14 protein-coding genes are annotated in these 17390 nt (G+C 46.5%); 13 read left to right on the top strand and 1 reads right to left on the bottom strand.

Features of this window, described 5'->3' with window-relative positions; all coding sequences use genetic code 11:
• The first annotated feature begins 3 nt into the window (after positions 1-3).
• The 8 genes from A7E78_RS04860 (at position 4) to A7E78_RS04820 (ending at position 9467) form a co-directional block, all read left to right on the top strand.
• Positions 4-675, top strand: a complete 672-nt coding sequence (locus A7E78_RS04860; RefSeq protein ID WP_072283175.1) for a hypothetical protein — start codon at positions 4-6, stop codon at positions 673-675.
• Positions 672-1073 (top strand): hypothetical protein, encoded by a 402-nt coding sequence (locus A7E78_RS04855; RefSeq protein ID WP_072283174.1) that lies wholly within the window; start codon positions 672-674, stop codon positions 1071-1073. The genes A7E78_RS04860 and A7E78_RS04855 overlap by 4 nt, the downstream gene beginning before the upstream one ends.
• 4 nt (positions 1074-1077) lie before the next feature.
• A complete protein-coding gene (locus A7E78_RS04850; RefSeq protein ID WP_072283173.1) occupies positions 1078-3645 on the top strand; it encodes an AAA family ATPase in 2568 nt (855 codons plus the stop codon).
• A gap of 30 nt (positions 3646-3675) precedes the next feature.
• Positions 3676-5463, top strand: coding sequence for a single-stranded-DNA-specific exonuclease RecJ (locus tag A7E78_RS04845; RefSeq protein WP_072283172.1), 1788 nt, complete (start codon positions 3676-3678; stop codon positions 5461-5463).
• A gap of 11 nt (positions 5464-5474) precedes the next feature.
• Positions 5475-6839 carry a hypothetical protein gene (locus tag A7E78_RS04840; RefSeq protein ID WP_072283171.1) on the top strand — a complete coding sequence of 455 codons (1365 nt, stop codon included), beginning with the start codon at positions 5475-5477 and terminating at the stop codon, positions 6837-6839.
• A 1290-nt stretch (positions 6840-8129) separates the two neighbouring features.
• Positions 8130-8447, top strand: a complete 318-nt coding sequence (locus A7E78_RS04835) for a hypothetical protein (protein ID WP_072283170.1) — start codon at positions 8130-8132, stop codon at positions 8445-8447.
• 389 nt (positions 8448-8836) lie between these two features.
• On the top strand, positions 8837-9262 hold the full coding sequence (locus tag A7E78_RS04825) for a type II toxin-antitoxin system CcdA family antitoxin (protein WP_072283168.1): 426 nt from the start codon (positions 8837-8839) through the stop codon (positions 9260-9262).
• 28 nt (positions 9263-9290) lie between these two features.
• Positions 9291-9467, top strand: a complete 177-nt coding sequence (locus A7E78_RS04820; RefSeq protein WP_083552706.1) for a type II toxin -antitoxin system TacA 1-like antitoxin — start codon at positions 9291-9293, stop codon at positions 9465-9467.
• On the opposite strand, the gene A7E78_RS04815 is transcribed toward A7E78_RS04820, so the two are convergent.
• Positions 9464-9718 (bottom strand): hypothetical protein, encoded by a 255-nt coding sequence (locus A7E78_RS04815; RefSeq protein WP_072283167.1) that lies wholly within the window; start codon positions 9716-9718, stop codon positions 9464-9466. The two genes, A7E78_RS04820 and A7E78_RS04815, sit on opposite strands and share 4 nt — an antisense overlap.
• 698 nt (positions 9719-10416) lie before the next feature.
• Between A7E78_RS04815 and A7E78_RS04810 the strand changes: the two genes are divergently transcribed.
• The 5 genes from A7E78_RS04810 to A7E78_RS04795 all read left to right on the top strand — a co-directional run bounded on the left by A7E78_RS04810 (position 10417) and on the right by A7E78_RS04795 (position 16775).
• Entirely contained in the window at positions 10417-10755 is a 339-nt protein-coding gene (locus tag A7E78_RS04810) for a metalloregulator ArsR/SmtB family transcription factor (protein ID WP_072283166.1), read from the top strand.
• Between the two features lie 110 nt (positions 10756-10865).
• The gene (gene arsA, locus A7E78_RS04805) at positions 10866-12593 is read left to right on the top strand and encodes an arsenical pump-driving ATPase (RefSeq protein WP_072283165.1); all 1728 of its coding nucleotides are present in this window, start codon (positions 10866-10868) and stop codon (positions 12591-12593) included.
• Between the two features lie 49 nt (positions 12594-12642).
• The gene (arsD, locus tag A7E78_RS04800) at positions 12643-13017 is read left to right on the top strand and encodes an arsenite efflux transporter metallochaperone ArsD (protein WP_072283164.1); all 375 of its coding nucleotides are present in this window, start codon (positions 12643-12645) and stop codon (positions 13015-13017) included.
• Positions 13018-13428: 411 nt separating this feature from the next.
• On the top strand, positions 13429-13581 hold the full coding sequence (locus A7E78_RS15025; RefSeq protein WP_158516073.1) for a hypothetical protein: 153 nt from the start codon (positions 13429-13431) through the stop codon (positions 13579-13581).
• Between the two features lie 758 nt (positions 13582-14339).
• Positions 14340-16775, top strand: a complete 2436-nt coding sequence (locus A7E78_RS04795) for an SEC-C metal-binding domain-containing protein (protein WP_072283163.1) — start codon at positions 14340-14342, stop codon at positions 16773-16775.
• The last annotated feature ends 615 nt before the right edge of the window (positions 16776-17390 follow it).

Below are 17390 nucleotides of genomic sequence, written 5' to 3'. Positions count from 1 at the left end.
GTCATGGCGGCGCTAAAAATTTTCGAGGTATCTAAGGCTAAGGCTACGGAAAATATTAATCTTAAACTCCGAGTGCTACGTGAGTATGTAGCACACGGCCTGCCGTGGAAATGTAACCGGGATGGCGAAGTGATTCGAGACTCTGAAACGGGAGCACGACAGCTCGATTTTGTTCCAAAAAATGAGCTGGCGTTCGCTAAGTGGACGACTGATACTTCCAAGGAAAAACGCTATTGCAACTGCGATCACAATATATCCGAGATAATTAGTCGTCACGGAGCGTTTTCGTCGCATGGGCCTGATTCCTTAAAGAGTCGCCCGACGGAACATGCAAAAGCGAAAGCCCTGTTTAAGGCGATCAAAAAGACCGAGGCAGACCAGTTAGCGAAGGAAAACCAAAAGGATTTGCTGAAGCAATTGAAGGCGGAAGTAAGTCACTTGGAAGCAGTTGCACAAGAAGAGGGTGCTTATGTGGTGGAAGCACTGGACAAAATGGCCAAAATGGAAAAACAGGTCAAGGATCTCGAAAGAGCGCTGTCTGAGGCGAAGGCCGCACATGAAGAGACTGTAAAGAGAATGACTGTTGTAATTGCGTCTAAAGACGTGGAAATATCAAGTTTACGAAAGCAATTTGCAGAAAAATTTGGGTTGCGTCCTGTAGAGGAGGGGGGATGATAAGGCCAGGGGGGGTAACCGATAAAGAGTGGGGTAAGTTGAGAGCGCAGTTAGTGTGGGAGTACGCCAAAACTGTACCTTTGAAGAAAGTGAAACTCAATAATCGCGGAAAAGTAAACCGGGACCAAACGCTGGTCCATGTTCTTAACGTTGGGAAGAACGCAAAATATCATGAAGGAGTAAAAGCGGCTCTAGCTTATCTGGATGATAGGTTGGAAAAAGTTTCTCGGACAAAAAGGGGTGTTGATCATAAAACGGAGGGCGCTAAGGCGTTAATGCCAGAAATACAAGAACTCGCAAACCAGGCTGACGCTCTAAAAGTTGAGGTTAATGCAACGAGACAACAATACCAAATCGAAGAATGGTTCCTTGGGGCTGGGCGAATTTTGAGGCCGTAGAACAATGGCAACTCTGACTTTGATACGAGGGAAGCCTGGGAGTGGGAAAACCACCTTGGCGAAAATGTATCCGGGGACACTGGTTGAAGCTGACCAGTACTTCGTCGGCCCGGATGGAGAATATCGCTTTGATGGATCTAAACTAGGGGAAGCCCATCGCTGGTGCCATCAGGAAACCGAACGGTTGCTTGCTAAGGGAGAAGATGTCGTTGTTGCCAATACATTTGTGATACGAAGGGAGCTGCGCCCGTATCATCAGTTGGCGACAAAGTATGGTGCCCATATCAATGTGGTACGTGCCAAGGGGGACTATGGCAGCATACACGGAGTTTCCAAAAAGAAGGCGGATGAGTACGACGCACGTTTTGAACAAGGGTATTCAGAACAAAATGATATAGAAGGGTATGTGGTTAGTATCCCACGTTACAATCCATCAGAAGTTGTTTTTTGCGTTAAATCCACGGGTAGTGATGCCCTGAAATATTATGTGAAAGCAACACGTGACCTGGTGCCGGTGCTGCCCGCAGTTGGTGAAGTATGGGATATTAAGGGATGTTTGATACCAGATCCTTATTTTGACGAAGTTTTTGTCGCTGATGATTGTGATCGACTAATGCCTATGGGGCGAAATCTCATTTTATTCCTCGCGCTTAATAACCGCTTTCCAGGGATTAACTCGAGAATCGCAGATAGTCTTTATTTTGCTTTTGGAGACCAGCTTGGAGAGGTGCTTGAACAGGGAAATGTTGAAGCAATTAGTTACAAAGGTGGCAGGTTACTTTCTGCCCCAATAGTAGAGATGTTGGTTGAAGGGTGGCAGGAATATTGCTTTGAGTTTCGGGTGATGGAATGGCTAAGAAGCTGCAATGCGAATCCAATACTAGCAAAAAAGATTGTTGGATTTTGGGGCAAGAAAGCTATTGAAAAAATTTCCGATGATCCATACCGTTTGCTTGCTTTTAAAAGCTGGAAAGAGGTCGATCAGCTAGCCAATGCCATTGGGATACTAGGAAATGACAAGCGTAGAATTGCTGCTGCGGTGGAAACGGTTTGCTATTTCTATTACGACAATGGGCATACAGCAGTACAGTTGGATGCACTAGAAAATGATATTGAACAACTTCTGGGAGTGCCAGTTCAGATTGAGGATGCACTAACGACTTGTCAGGATCGGATTGTTGAATGGAAGGATCGTGACTTAGTGCAACTAGAGTGGGCGTTTGTAGTCGAACAGCACGTCCAAAAAGAAATTCTTGAGCGAGCAAAAATGTTAGAGAAGGGGCAGGCTCTCCTAACAGTAGAGTTCGATGAAAATCGTCTTAATAAATTTGTAGAGACCGTTGGCTATCCGTTAAACTCCGAGCAACTTAAGGCAGTACGGACAGTACTTGAAAATCCCGTAAGTTGTATTTTCGGTGGGCTCGGTGTTTGCAAATCCCATATCTTAAAAGCGATCTTTGACCAAATTGGGGATAGAGCAACTATTTATTTTCTAGCTTTGACTGGGCTCGCAACGAAAAGAAGGCAAGAACTTACAGGAATTGAACCAATCAGTATTGGCAAGTTTCTAAAAAAACTTGATGAAGGTGGAATTGCACAAAACGCGTGGTTGTTTATTGACGAAGCGAACGCGTTGGATGTGGCAGTTGCCTATCGAGTTCTGAAAAAGCTTCCAAGAACTGTCCGCATATGCTTCATCGGAGATAGTTATCGGTTTTTTCCAAAGGGGCCTGGCCTAGTATTTCATGCCATGGAAGGCGTAATGCATATTCCTCAGGTGGAATTAGTAACGATGCATCCACCAGAGTTAGAAACAGGCATTCCCCAAGTAGCCAATGCAATTCGATCTCTGACATTTCCTGAAATCGAAAACTTTGTTGGGCTTAGAAAACGGAAGGTGGGGGTCAGCTTTCTTGAAAGTACATGCGTTGAAACGACCGTTCAAAATATCTTGAGGGTCTACCGGGAGAGCAAAGAGTACGGTGATGTACAAATTGTAGCTGCGACGAACGGTATTTGTGAACACCTCAACCAGGCACTCCATAAGGAGCATCGTGAATTACGGGAATATCAAAGTCTTGAAACGCCAGTTTTAAATTTGCAAAATTGTAATGCCTTGACCGGTAGTGAAGAGGTCACAGTTGGTGATCCAGTTTTATGGCATTCGATGAGTGATCATTCTCGTGATCTCTTCGACGGAATGCTCGGGATCGTGACAGAAATATTTGAACGTCATATTTGGGATATAACAGACGACGGACTTGAGGTTCGGTACGTTGCCAAGATTGATTTTGAAGGGAGGCTAGTTAATGTGCACGAAAGCGACCTCGCTAATATTTCCCTTGGCTATGCGATTACCTGTAATGAGATACAGGACTCACAATTTGAACGTGTAATAGTAGCTGTAGCAGAAACGGGTGACAACAGAGTCATTGATAATTCTTGGTTGTATACAGCGGTTACCAGTGCGCAAAAACAAGTAGTACTGGTTGGAGACAAGGGAGTATTTGCAAGGGAAGTGACAACCCCACCCCGTGCTTTTGATCGCATTGTTGGTTTGAAATTTAACTAAAGACTAATTTAATAAAGAACGGGAGGCAAAGTGGTACGACCAGTTCCAGAGGTGCGTGAGCGTCAGCGGTTAGATCATGTTTTTGAGGATTTGGTTAGAGAAGGAGTCGAGCCTTGGCTGGCGGACCTGGTTGCAAAACGAGTTGAAAAGAGCGTTAGTGTAGAAGCCTTGTTCCAGCCATCTGTTGCGAATATCGATGACCCAATCTGTATCCCAGACATGGATAAAGCCGTTGATCGAATTGTCGAAGCAATCGAAGAGGGAGAGCGTTGCATTCTTGCGGTTGACCACGACCTCGATGGTATCTCAGCGGCATCTGTTTTGTGGTCGGCGCTTGTAGATCACTTCGGAGTAGATCCTAATAATCTCTCTGTAGTCACTAGCCATCGGCTCACTGAGGGATATGGAATTACGGAGCCTGTGGTTGAACGGATATTGGAAACCGATGCCACGTTAGTTATTTCGGCAGATAAGGGAAGTAGTGACCAGGAGAGGATTAAAAAGATAGCAGAAGCGGGGAAAGATGTTGTCGTTACAGACCATCATGCGGTTCCGGTAGAAGGGCCGCCAGCCTCTGCTTTCGCGGTAGTTAATCCCGCAAGATTCGACTCAAAGTATGACCCTTTTGTTTGTGGGGCGGGAGTGGCCTTTCTTACAATGGCTAAAGTTCGAACGAGGCTTCTTGAGAAAAATTATCGACCTACGATTCCAAGCCTGGTGGATATTATCGATTACGTAGCCGTGGCGACGATATCGGATTGTGTCGCATTGAGACCAGACAAGAGTTACATCAATCGTGCAATGGTAAAGCGTGGGCTTGCACTGATCAACAGTGAAAAGAGAGCGTGTTGGAAGGTGTTTCGGCAAGAAATCGGGACCGACGTGTGCTCAGAACATATTGCATTCAACTTGGCTCCAACGGTTGCTGCAGCGGGAAGACTTGATTGGGCAGATGCTGGCTTTCATTTTTTAGTTGCAAAGGATATCAAGTCAGCGCGTAAACAGTGGAACCTTCTTAAGGAAGAAAATTCTTTAAGGAAAGATATAGAAAGGGGAGTTCGGCGAAAAGCATTTGCAGCGGCAAGAGAGATTGAAGGTAATTCAATCGTTGTGTACGTTGACGATGGACACAGCGGAGTTCATGGGATTACTGCGAGCAAGGTCGTTGAAGCTTATGGAAAACCTGCAGCTATCTTTTCGCCAAAAGGGGCAGGGGCACGTAACGGAGACCAAAATGGAGTAACTGGAAAAGATGGTCGCGCCCTGGCCAGTGGATCATTTAGGGGCATTGACGGAATCCATGTCAGAGAAGCATTGCAGCATGTGGCAGATAATCATAAAGGGTTGTTGGTAGGGTTTGGAGGACACGCGGGTGCGGCAGGTGCTACTCTTTCAATAGACGATATTGAGCAGTTTAGCGTCGCGTATGAGGAAGCGATCAGCCTTCAGGTCGGCGACAGGTTCCTCAGGCCAATCCTGTGGGTAGACGGTGATCTAGATGCTAGTAATCTGATATTGGAAACAGTAGATAAGTTAATGACGTTAGAACCTTGGGGTAAGGACTTCCCGTATCCGTCCTTTAGAGGGCAATTTACGGTGCTTGATGTGAAGAGGGTCGGAGATGGTTCCCATCTTCAATTGAAACTTAGAATGGATGGCAAAATGTATAAGGCCATTTGGTTTTTCGCTGTAGATGAGGACAGCATGGAGATGCCCGTGAAGGTCGGGGACGACAACACTTTTGTCTATATGCTTTCTGAAAATGTGTTTAGGGGTAATAGGACACTTCAACTAAAGGTTCTTGGTATCGCCGAATAGGGGATGATTTAATGGGGGAAAAAGGAATTAAGGCGCTTGATCTAAGGCGGATATATCCGATCAAAATAGTGTGGGCGCCTTATGTGCCAAATCGTGATGTGCCACTTTTTTTCGATGAGAAAATTAAGCTCATGGAGGAGTTCTCGCAGTATGCGCTTTATATGGCAAAACAGCATTTAGCGAGCCATAATAATACTGAAGATAACGAACAGGCATATCTCTCAGATATCCAAATGGTGGCTTATTCCCTAAAGTCTTTTTGCGAATACCTGCGTGTGAAATCGAAGTTCTGGAAAGAGATAGAGGACTGCGACCTAGAGGAGTATAAAGATTGGGAACTGGCGAATGTAAAGACTAAAAATAGCAGTCGAACCGAAAAGACTGCACAGGAAACCGTTAACAGAAAACTAAGGGTCATTTATCAATTTTATTGGTGGGCACAAGAAATCCAAGCCTTGATGGAAGGTTGGATAGGGTGGCCTACAGCACCTATTCGAAGCAAATTGCCTGATTATATGAAAGATCCTGAGGCATTTAACAAGAAAGGTGAAGTTAAGAAGACGATTTATCCGCTTTGTTTTAGAAGAACCGGAGCGAGGTCGATACACAAACGACAACATTTTGCAACCGACGATGAGTTGAATCGGCTGCGAAGATATTTCAGGGAATTTTGTGCCCCGCTGTCGGCCGAGAGGAACATCCTGATTGTAGATATTATTGAGCATGTAGGCTGGCGAGGCGGAAGCGTGCGTAGCCTCTTGGTGGAACACTTTTCGAAAGAAGTCATTGACTCGGCGCTAGCACAAGGTTTGCGCGAGATTGAGGTTACGCCTCCTGAACAGAAATTTGGCTATCAGAATGCTTATGATGTGAAAATTAAGTTGGCTATAAGGGTCGCAAGCTTTATTAAGGATGTTCGCAAACCAATCCTGGAACGGCTTGGCGTCGGAGAGGAAAAAGCGCAAGGACATCTTTTTATTAGCTTTACTACTGGCAAACCCTTGGGAAATAAACGTATTTCGCGGATTATTGCAGACGGATTTAAGGCGATCGGGCTAAGAAAAGGCTCTGGGGGGCACAGTATTAGAAGAAAGTTTGGAAAGGAGACCGCCACTGAAATTCTCCAGACCAGGCAAAAACGGGGCTTTTCTGATGATCCAAAATCAGTTGTCTTAGATTTGATGCCAAAGCTAGGCCATTCTGCCGCAGCCAGTCACACGTCATATACGCATGGTAAAGAAGATATGTACAAGAGGACCGAGGAAAGCAGGTTGCGCGAGCAAGTTGCAGAGTTGCAAACGGAGGTTTCGCAGAAGCAGTTGGAAAATGCACGACTGCACAGGGAATTAGATAAGTTAAAGCCGTCTTCGAGTTAGGGATAGAAAGCCGAAAGCTATTCACCCCAGCTCTGATTTTCAAATTAGACACCTAGTCAAGTCTGAATTACTGAATCTTACAACCGGGTTTTTTAGTCACTTACATTTGATGAATGGTAGCTTTACAGGCGTTCCCTGTGGCCCCGGAAAGCGGCCAACAATATATTGTTCGGCGGCGCTGAATTCTCGATTTCGTGAAAATACTTTTCAGCGGATTCCGCGCTTAATTAAATGATTTCTTGTTCTTCAATCACAACCTGTGCTCGTTACAGGTCGGTTAAGGAATTGGGACCTTAAGGGCGTTAGAATACAGGGGTCTTGCGCAGGTCTTTTATTCACAACGACTGTGTAAAAGGACCTTGCTCGGTTTTAGACGAACGTACTGTTCTCTTGATTTTGCGAGGGAATTACCTCTTTACTTTTTTAAACAGCGACTAGGTGCTCGGGAAAGCAAAACTCCTCACTCGGTAAAATCTATAACCTTTCGAGAAAAAGGGGATTTTATTTCTCAAACCAGCAAAATATCTGTCGAAAAATGAAAGTAAAACTCTTTACTTGGCATACAGTTGAACCGAACAGTGGGAATGATGGGGAATCTTACGATTTGTCTCCTAATTATTAACTTGCTCACGAAGAAACCTGAAAATCAAAGAGGAGCCCCAATTCGGTTTGAATTTCAAGAACATCAAAAGTCTCACTGCCCGTTGAAAACTTAATTGAGCAGCAAGATGGATTGAACCATCGCCCCTCTACAAAAAATATTTCTACTACACACCCCACGACATGACCGCCCCTCTGTTTTCTACATGCCTACTATCTATAGCTCCTATTTTTAAAAAAAATTTGAACTTTTATCGTTGCGACTCAGCAAGATTGCGGGAAACACCCTTAGAAACCCTCGCAAGATAGTGTGGAAATTACCCACCTATAAAAACTAACAAAAGTGTTAATTCCGCTACAAAAACCGGCACTTGCAAGATACTTGCGGGTCGGCTATGCTGGACTTGTGGGCACAAATCGGAAGTCTTTTTCCAGACAGTCCCGAGCCGATCCCGACCGCCGGGGAAGGTTTTGTGCTACCAGGAATTTTTGAGGTCGCGGGCAGAAAGAGGCCTCAGCTATCAGAAGGAGATAACCTCATGACTCTTTTTCGAGGAACGGTTACAACGCATTATCCAGCAGGAAGCCTTATCATCCATAGGCCTTATCAGAGGGGCTCTACAATTGAAACGCGACAATTTTTAATCTAAACAGATAACCCCTCAGAGAGGGGAAGCCTACGGAGAAACCATGGCCAAAACTACTCCGATAAAACATCTGCCAGATTATCTTTGTGCTACTTTTGCTTTGGATAATGCGACCATCTACTGTTATTGGAAGGGCGGTGATGAGCGCACCTGGTTGCTTTTTTATCTAGATGACGCCGACGACCCGGAAATACCCGAAGATGAATATATTTTTCTTGTAAGTCTCGAATTTGATTGTGTTGTTAAGAACCACAAGGAGGCCAAGGCTCTGGCTGAAAAAACCTGGATCGACCATAAGGAGCAGATCCTGTCTGCCGACGTGGGGCGTTTGTATGTCGTCGGAGACGAGTTGGTTGAGTGAAGTTGGAAAGGGGGCTCAATGAGAAAAACGGGGATAGCGAAGTGGCCTCGCAGGCCAGAGCAACAGCGGAGTGACTATCGCCCCGGAAATTTCCTCTGCCCTCGATGCGGCGCAACGATGACCGTGGTAGTTCCTGCGTTTGATTTTGACGTAATTCCTGAGGTGGTCGAGCTGTTTTTTCGCTGCAGAAATTTCGATAACTGCAATTGTTGTGTCACTGTCAAGGCGGAGGGCGCTGCTGTCGAGGAGCATGATTGCTCTGGTATCGAAAAAACATAATTCTTCAGTGGGGTCGAATTGGTGGAGTGACGACTTAGGTATTACCGAGCTTTATTATAGTAATCACTATAATAGTAATTACTATAATTGGCCCTGTCAGGAGTGACGTTATGCCTTTTTCCATCAGCATCAAAATTAATTACAGAGAGATCCTACGTGTTTCCGGCTACAATGCTAAGTCACCGGATGGAGATAGCCAAAACTCTTTGCGTGTCTATCGATACATTGCTGAAGACCTTGAGAGGTCAGAAGTTACGAAAGGTGAGGTGCTGCATGTCAGGGATGAAGGGATGACAAAGCTCGCATCGATCATCCTTCAGGATGTTGCCAAAAAAGAGGCCTTGCGCAAGACGCTTATAAAGGGTGAGGAAAGTGGCTTCGCTGAGTATTCGCTCGAAAGAATCAATCGTGAGCTTGATGAAGAGAGTGAGAAGCTTGAAGAGCGCTGGCTTGAGGAAAACAAAGGCGCGATCGACGACTACAATGAGCATATCAAGAAAGATGGTGTTTTCGGTTCCCGCAAAAGACGGTTTTGATGATTAACAAACCCTCCGGAGGTGGGTCATGAAACTTTCCAAGCCCAAAAATGGCACCGTGGCCTCGCTGGAGTCTACTATTCGACTAAGCGCAGAAGACGCTGAAAGGTTTTTTGACGCGATCGAGAACCCGCCGGCACCGAACGACAAACTGCTGGCCGCTGTCCGCGACTACATGGAGCGGCTGGGCAAGCGGCAGGGCTAATCACCGCCCGATCCATGGCCTGGCCGCTTTCGGATTTCATTGGTGACAGACTCGAAAAAGTCATCATCCTCGGCCACGACCTCACCTTGGCCAGAATGAATCTCATGCCAGCCTCGGCCAACAGATTCGTTTTTGTCTTTGTCGATCATCAGGAGCAGATCGTCGATTGGCTCAGAAAGCCCCTCTGCGACCTCTCGCAGCGACTGCAGCGTCATGCGGTCAGCCGGTCTCTCATGATTCGAGTCTGCCATCTACACCTCCTTCTGGGGCGGATCCCCATGGTCAATCTTACCATCCCTGACAATGTCGATAAGACTTTTTAAAGATGATACCACAGGCTACCATTTATCGGTTTTTTTCATTTCTTGATTTAGAGTTTTGGTTGTTCACTGGTGTAAACGCTGAAATACACCCAGATTGGTTGTTGAACCCCATCTTTCGGAGCAAAGTTGGGATTCGTAATTTTATGTCTTATAAATCCTGAGGTGACCCAGTACCAGAATTTAAGACAATTTGTTTGACATGGGGATGCTGTAGGGTGGGGGAGTGTAATAAGTTTGGCTTTCCTATTTGTTAGGGCTATTGAGAAACGCAAAAAAGTAGCCCGTGGTCAGCCTGAAATCATTCTGAGACATAAAACAAGACGGCTTTGCCAGGATTCCTGGCGGGCCGTTTTTGTATGGCGGCTGCCGTCTTGAAATTGAGGATTTGTGAAATTTATCATACGGCCAATCCGAGCCGCCGGACGTGACCGTTACCAAGCGCTGCTGATACCTTCGAGAATGGTCGGCTCGTGCTTCTTTAGGGCACTGGGCAAGGCATCCCATTGAGAGTCCCGATGGCTACGGGTCCGGGGAGCAGGTCCACCTAGTCATTCCCTTTCCAAAGCCTTAGGCTTTCATGATCTTACTTCTTGACTATATCTGTCCATGCAGATATAGTCTTTGATATGAAAAATCATGTCCAACTTTTTAGAGCCCTCGCTGACGAAACCCGTCTGGGGATTCTTATGCTCCTTTACGCTGAAGGGGAGCTCTGTGTCTGTGACATAATCGCGGCGCTCCATCTTCCGCAATCAAAAGTATCCCGACATCTTGCCTATCTGAAAAAATTTGCAATCGTCATCGATCGCCGCGAAGGACTCTGGAACTACTACTCCATCAACCGCAGCAATCACCTCATGCAGGAGATAGAGCCTTTCCTGAGAAATAGCCTAAAGGAATCTGCCGAGGTAGCCAACAATCGTCAACGCCTATTGGAACCTAGCAGAGACAAAAACTGCTCCTAAAAAAATTTACCTAACATATCTGCCAAGGCAGATATAGGGAGACAGCATGAGGAATATTTCTTCTCAGCTACCACAACAGCTCTCTCTTCTTGAACAAAGGAACTAACGATATGCCACAAGGCCTTTTTGCAAATTCCCCCAAGAACTTTTTCTTCACCGGCAAGGGCGGTGTAGGTAAAACGACAATCTCGGCAGCAACCGCCATTGCCTTGGCCGATAGCGGCAAGCGGGTGCTGTTGGTCAGTACCGATCCGGCTTCCAATCTTGATGAGGTGCTGGACTTGCCTCTGTCTGCTGAACCGATCCCGGTGCCGGGCGTCGCTGGCCTCTTTGCGTCGAACGTCGACCCGGTGGAGGCTGCTGCTGCCTATAGGGAAAAGATGGTCGGCCCCTATCGCGGCGTACTGCCGGAAGCCGCCCTGCGTAGCATGGAAGAACAGCTCTCCGGCGCCTGCACGGTGGAAATCGCCGCTTTTAACGAGTTCGCCACCCTGATGGGGGATCCGGAAACCGCGGATCGTTTCGATCATATCGTTTTCGACACGGCCCCCACTGGCCACACCTTGCGCCTTCTTTCACTGCCAGCCGCATGGGACGACTTCATCGATACAAATGTGGGGGGCACCTCCTGTCTTGGACCGCTGGCCGGCTTGAAGACTCAGCACCAGCTCTATGAGAACACCCGTCGTTCCCTCGGGGATGCAACACAAACCCTGGTGGTTGTGGTCAGCCGACCGGACGTTGTCCCATTAGCGGAAGCGGCTCGTGCATCGGCCGAACTGCAGAAACTCGGGGTTACAAATCAGCACCTGGTGATTAACGGCGTACTGCAGTTGACGGATGCCAGCGATGCCGTCGCTGTTACCCTGCGGGATAGAAGCATGAAGGCGCTTGCGGAAATACCTCAGGCCCTGACCCTGCTGCCACAAACCGAGCTGCCATTGCGTGGGACCGAATTGGTCGGCGTCCCGGCGTTGCGAGGGTTCTTTTCACAGGATAGCAGCGTGCCCTCCACCAGAAGCGGCGCAAAAGCTACCCCTCTGCCAGCTTCTCTGGGTACTCTTCTCAACACACTGGAATCTATGTCCGGTGGGGTGATTATGACCATGGGCAAAGGGGGTGTTGGAAAAACCACCCAGGCGGTTAACATTGCCAAAGCCTTGGCCGCGCGTGGCAAAAATGTGCATCTGACGACCACCGATCCGGCGGCACACGTCGCTCTGACCCTGGGAGAAACGCCAGAGGGAATGCAGATAAGCTGTGTTGACCCTGAAGCTGAAACCGAAGCTTATCGAAATGAAGTTCTTGCTACGGCCGGGGCCGATCTGGACGGTGATGCACTGGCACTGATGGAGGAAGATCTGCGTTCACCCTGTACGGCGGAAATCGCTGTTTTCCGGGCATTTGCAAAAATCGTTGATCAGGGGACCGATCGCTTCGTGGTGGTTGACACCGCCCCCACCGGCCACACGCTGCTGCTTTTGGATGCCTCAGAGTCGTATCACCGGGAGGTGTCACGTTCCCTTAGTGACATACCCGAGGCGGTGCGGCAGCTTCTGCCACGCTTGAAAGATCCTGCATACACCAAGGTTTTTCTGGTAACGCTGCCGGAGAGGACACCGGTACATGAGGCGCTTGCGCTTCAGGCGGACCTGCGCCGAGCCGAGATCGAGCCGGCGGGCTGGATCATCAACCAGAGCCTGGCACCACTCCAGGTCACTGATCCGATTCTTGATCAACGCCGTGCAAGAGAATTTCGGTATATTGACGAGGTGATTTGCGAGGGACTGCCAACCTTCCTCATTCCCTGGCAGGACGAGCCGACAAAGGACCGATAATGATTCTGCGGATGTACACATAAACGGCAAACCACAAAGGAGTGAATTAATGAAAATAGAAATCTACGACCCCGCCATGTGCTGTTCTACCGGAGTCTGCGGACCAAGCGTTGATCCCGAACTCGTGAGGATGCAAGAGGTATTGCGTCAGATTGAAAAACAGGCTGCGAAAGTGAAGGTGGATCGTTTCGGGCTCTCATCCGCTCCACAAGCCTTTGTCGCTAATTCAGTCGTGGCAGATTTACTGAAAAACGAAGGTCCGGAGTGCCTGCCACTGGTGTTTATTGATAGAGAGATGGTCGCTAAAGGGAAGTATCCGAGCAATGAGCAACTTCAGGCTATTATGAAGCGCGAGAGGATTGATGTAGCGTTTGGCAAAAAGAACAAAGCTGGTTCGTGCTGTTGCGGTACCGACTGCTGCTGATCTGAAAATATTCTCTCTATACATTTAGCGGAATCTCGGCTGGTTATCCAAAAAGAACCACCCCACCAAGAGATGTCTCACAAGTCACCATCCATAAGACACCAAAAGCCCTCGATCTCCGGACCGGGGGCTTTTCTTATAAATGAGGAGATATAGGGAAGGCATGCTGGCTTGAAGCTGTTTTTTGCCCTAGCGTTCACTCGGCTGTGTGGGGGGCATTTAGTCTTTTATTCAGTTGGTTGCGGAACTTTAAGGCCGCAGCGCACCGCAAAAACATAGCAACGCTACAATGCAAAATTATAATTTTTCGACAAGGGTTTCCCCCAAGGAGGCGAGAGATTATGTGTGGCGCCGCAAGCGCTAGGGATGGTAGAATTTGCCATGGAAAGTCCGCACCCGAAGGAGGCAGCGATGGTAAAAACAGACTGCGAAAAAAATGCTGATCTCAAGACCATTCAGGCGATGGAAGACGTCAAGGCCGGGCGTTCTGAGCCGATAGACGATCTGCTTGAAATGATCGAAGAAGATAAAAAGTGGCTTGAGGAGAACAATCGCAATCGATGACTACAATGAGCGCATTGAGAGGGATGGCATTTTTGTTTCGCGTAAAAGGAAGTTTTGATGGCCCAGATAAATCCCCCATAACGGCTTATTTATAACTAGTTCTGAAACACTGAAACCCCGTCCGGATCGCCAGGCGGGGTTTCTCGCATTTCAGGATTGGCAAAAAGGCTGGAAATAGACTTTAGGGTGATTGCCGAAATCCCGTAAGACAAAATTTAAGACGCCTACCAATTATGACCAATGCCCGACACTCGTTAAGAACTCCCTGGGACTTTTGCACTAATTTTGAGGCAATATTTGTGACCCCAGGTGGAGGCTACTGGTTCTAGACCTTGGCAACCGCCAGAACTCCATAGTTTTGATACTTGAAACTGTCGTGTGCAATGAGGCGTGATTTTGACATCCTTCCATCTTCTTTTTACTCAATCATGCAGCTTTGGCCAATAGACATTTTAGACAATAGCCCATCGACGAAGAAACTTACAAAATCCGACACCGTGAATATCAAACTTAAACACTAATCACAACGATTTACTGGTGAAAGTTGAGCACTGCCTACAATTGTCCGATGATATGGTAGTTTATCTGCCTATCGTTTCTAGTGCTTAGGGCGGGACGAAAAAGATGAGGAAATTATGGCAGGTTGCCTAAGGTGTTTTTGCCCCCTGGATCGGGGCGTCTTTTTGTTGTATGTCGTGAGTCAGGGTTGACCCGTTTGGTTTTAACCTTTTTCCAATTAAGTTACGGAGGGGGCCACAGTGGCAAAAAAAGACAAATCAATTCAGCCTGATGACTACTTTTCGGCAGGTCCAATACAGGTTGCTCGTTTTGGTAAAAACATTGTCTGTCAGGCCGATTGGCCAGCGGGGGAGTTTGATAAGATGCAGCAGAAACTTATTGAGCAGTTCCCAGAAGTAGTTAAAAGTATTGATAATGTCATATCAAAGATAACTAGCCTAGTTGAGGTGCTGCCTCCTGAGAAGGTATTGCAACGGGCATGGGGAGAAATGGCAGTTCGCCATATGGGCATCGCGTCTGAAGTTGAAATAAATTATGACGATGCTGTCTCCCTTCGAATGGTGGACTACCTGCAAAGTGTAATCGTTGCCATTAAGCCAAGTGACGTCCTTAAAGATGAGGTTACAGATGACGATTGGCAAGTCCTGCGTAACATGGTTGAAAAATTATTTGATCAATTAAATCATGAATATCAGATTTGCAGAACAGCAGTAAGGAGAAGCGAAGACCCTGAGTTGGATATGACGTTTGAGACGTATTGCTTCAAAGCACAGGTATATTGGTGCAATATTAGAGGTCACCGCTATCTTTATCATGAGGAAGAGCATCTTTCCGACCTAATTTCTCCGCACTCAGATACATTGACGGAATTGTTTGGGATTACCTCTAGTCAACTTATTGAAGAAATACTGAAAATTCAGCACGCTTTAACAAGAGGAATGATAGAAGCAGGGCTGGAGTTAAAAGAGTTTCAACGGGTAACCACGGATGCCCTTAAATTAAAACTTGATGGGATAGAAGAACAACAGGTTGGTGATATCCGCGAGTTAATGGCAGAAGTTATTCTGGAGAATGGATGGGAGGCGTGGCAGGTAGATGTATTTGGAAGGTTTTTAGGGTTTGACCTGTTTGACGTTGAAAAGGTGGCAAAAATCCCCAAATTACTATTAGAAGAGTTGTCGTGGGCACAGGGTCAAGACACTGAATTTTTCTCAGATGGTGAGTTCAGGGGGTGGCCATTAAGGATCTGGCCAATCTTTAAACGACCGTTCGTAAAATTAAACGATAGGTATTATTGTTTTGAGCTCTATAGCTTTTTGGACAATATCTACCGTGTATTGCAGAGGATTATTATTCGCTTTAAGGAAGATTATCGAGCGGAATGGAACAAGAGGCAAATGGAAGTTTCCGAGCAACTTCCTTTTAAATATTTAGGGAAATTGCTCCCTAATTCACAAGTATATCAATCGGTGTATTATAGGTGGAATTCTGGTGGTGGCGGTAAAAATCAGTGGTGTGAAACCGACGGATTACTGATTTATGATGATCATTTATTTGTTATTGAGGTTAAAGCAGGTGCTTTTACGTACACATCTCCAGCAAATGATTTCCCTGCATACCTAGAATCCATTAAGAATTTGGTTTTAAAGCCAGCGATTCAAGGGAAAAGATTTGTTGAGTATTTGAATAGTTCCGCTTCGGTAGATTTGTTTGACAAAGACCATAATAAGGTAGGTGAGGTTTCCAAGTCTGATTTCAGACAAATCACCATCTGCCCCATTACACTCGATACTTTCACCGAGCTGGCTTCGCAGGTTCAACATCTAAAGGCACTAGGTGTAGATGTTGGCGATTTTCCTGTCTGGGCTATTTCCATTGATGACTTGAGGGTTTATTCGGATGTTTTTTGTGACCCTTTAGTCTTTCTGCATTTTGTTGAGCAGCGTATGAGAGCATTTGCGTCTGATATTATTCAAACGGATGATGAATTGGATCATGTTGGATTATACGTCAAACATAACGTCTATACTCAGTATGCAAAAGAAATGCTTTCAGGTTCTAAGGCCCAACTCAATTTTTTGGGCTATCGTTCAGACATAGATAAGTACTTTACTGAAAAGTTGCTTGAACCAGGCACACCGTCTCCATTAAGGCAGGAGATGCCTGCTCGTCTTGTAGAAATCATCAATGTTCTCTCGATACAGGAAAAGTCAGGTCGGGCAGCAATTGCTAGTTATCTTCTCGATTGCGGCGGTAGTTGGCGTGATAACATCACTGAGGGGATTGAGAAAGTTTTGGGCATCCAAAAGGTTCAAAGGAAACCTCAGCCTTTATCAACTTACGGTGATATTAAGTTAACGATTTTCTGTTGGCAAAACTCATTTGTTCCACGCAATGAAGAGTTGGCCCTTGATCATGCAAGAGCGGCTATGCTTGTCACAGGTGACAAAGAAAGATTGATGCTTGAATTAAGTTATACCGACGAAGGGATTCTTGATGATGTTAGCTGGTCTGATATCAGTATGACAGACGTTTCTAGCTCCGACATGGAACGATTAACTGGCATTGCAGAGACCCTTAAAGTTAGGCGTCTTGCGAAAGCAGGGAAAATTGGTCGAAATGTCCCTTGCCCATGTGGCAGTGGGAAGAAGTACAAACGTTGCTGTATCGAATAAACTAGATGGGCAATTGCTATTGTCGGCAGGCGTGGCTTTGAAATTGCTGTCGCATTTTCCTTTCGCCGATGTTCAAAAAAAGTGGCCCCCAAAAGCCTCAGTTAGGTTCAGGGCTTCTGAGCGTTTTCGTATCTCAAAAAATGTGAGTTAATGTCACCCGCCTCGACTTATGGAACACAAAATGTACAGAGATAGTTATTACCTGACAGATCCGCTCCTGACGGGGTGACGGGTTACGTAACTTTCTTGGTTTTCTTTTCGCTATCATCTAGATACAGGATGGCCCGGCCGTTCTGGATATGCCATTCTTAGAACTCACGACTTCTGAGGGAAAAAGTGACTTCTTGTTGAACGGCATAATTATCACTTGAAAAATATATCTGAAGCAGTTAGTGATAAATAACCTGTATTTTTTAACAGGCCCTGCTGACGCGGCCTCTGGGGATTGTCTCCAGGGGCCGCGTCTTATTTGTCACCATTTCCAAAATACCGAACACCCCAACTATGTTTCAGGTGGCTGGAGAGTCTTACATTATATTCTAAATCCAGTCCTGGATTATCTAGGGACTTATCAGGCGGTTTTCATGGCCACAAAGGGCAGGGGAGGCGGGTGAT

The sequence above is a fragment of the Syntrophotalea acetylenivorans genome, from assembly GCF_001887775.1.
Classification (GTDB): Bacteria; Desulfobacterota; Desulfuromonadia; order Desulfuromonadales; family Syntrophotaleaceae; genus Syntrophotalea_A; species Syntrophotalea_A acetylenivorans.
Note: the sequence above shows the minus strand (reverse complement) of the source record. Positions and strands in the feature narration are given on the sequence as shown.

Bases quoted from the DNA above. Each gene is read 5' to 3' on its own strand.
- A7E78_RS04860 (WP_072283175.1), top strand. From the start codon at position 4: ATGGCGGCGCTAAAAATTTTCGAGGTATCTAAGGCTAAGGCTACGGAA.
- A7E78_RS04855 (WP_072283174.1), top strand. From the start codon at position 672: ATGATAAGGCCAGGGGGGGTAACCGATAAAGAGTGGGGTAAGTTGAGA.
- A7E78_RS04850 (WP_072283173.1), top strand. From the start codon at position 1,078: ATGGCAACTCTGACTTTGATACGAGGGAAGCCTGGGAGTGGGAAAACC.
- A7E78_RS04840 (WP_072283171.1), top strand. From the start codon at position 5,475: ATGGGGGAAAAAGGAATTAAGGCGCTTGATCTAAGGCGGATATATCCG.
- A7E78_RS04835 (WP_072283170.1), top strand. From the start codon at position 8,130: ATGGCCAAAACTACTCCGATAAAACATCTGCCAGATTATCTTTGTGCT.
- A7E78_RS04825 (WP_072283168.1), top strand. From the start codon at position 8,837: ATGCCTTTTTCCATCAGCATCAAAATTAATTACAGAGAGATCCTACGT.
- A7E78_RS04820 (WP_083552706.1), top strand. From the start codon at position 9,291: ATGAAACTTTCCAAGCCCAAAAATGGCACCGTGGCCTCGCTGGAGTCT.
- A7E78_RS04815 (WP_072283167.1), bottom strand. From the start codon at position 9,718: ATGGCAGACTCGAATCATGAGAGACCGGCTGACCGCATGACGCTGCAG.
- A7E78_RS04810 (WP_072283166.1), top strand. From the start codon at position 10,417: ATGAAAAATCATGTCCAACTTTTTAGAGCCCTCGCTGACGAAACCCGT.
- arsA (WP_072283165.1), top strand. From the start codon at position 10,866: ATGCCACAAGGCCTTTTTGCAAATTCCCCCAAGAACTTTTTCTTCACC.
- arsD (WP_072283164.1), top strand. From the start codon at position 12,643: ATGAAAATAGAAATCTACGACCCCGCCATGTGCTGTTCTACCGGAGTC.
- A7E78_RS15025 (WP_158516073.1), top strand. From the start codon at position 13,429: ATGGTAAAAACAGACTGCGAAAAAAATGCTGATCTCAAGACCATTCAG.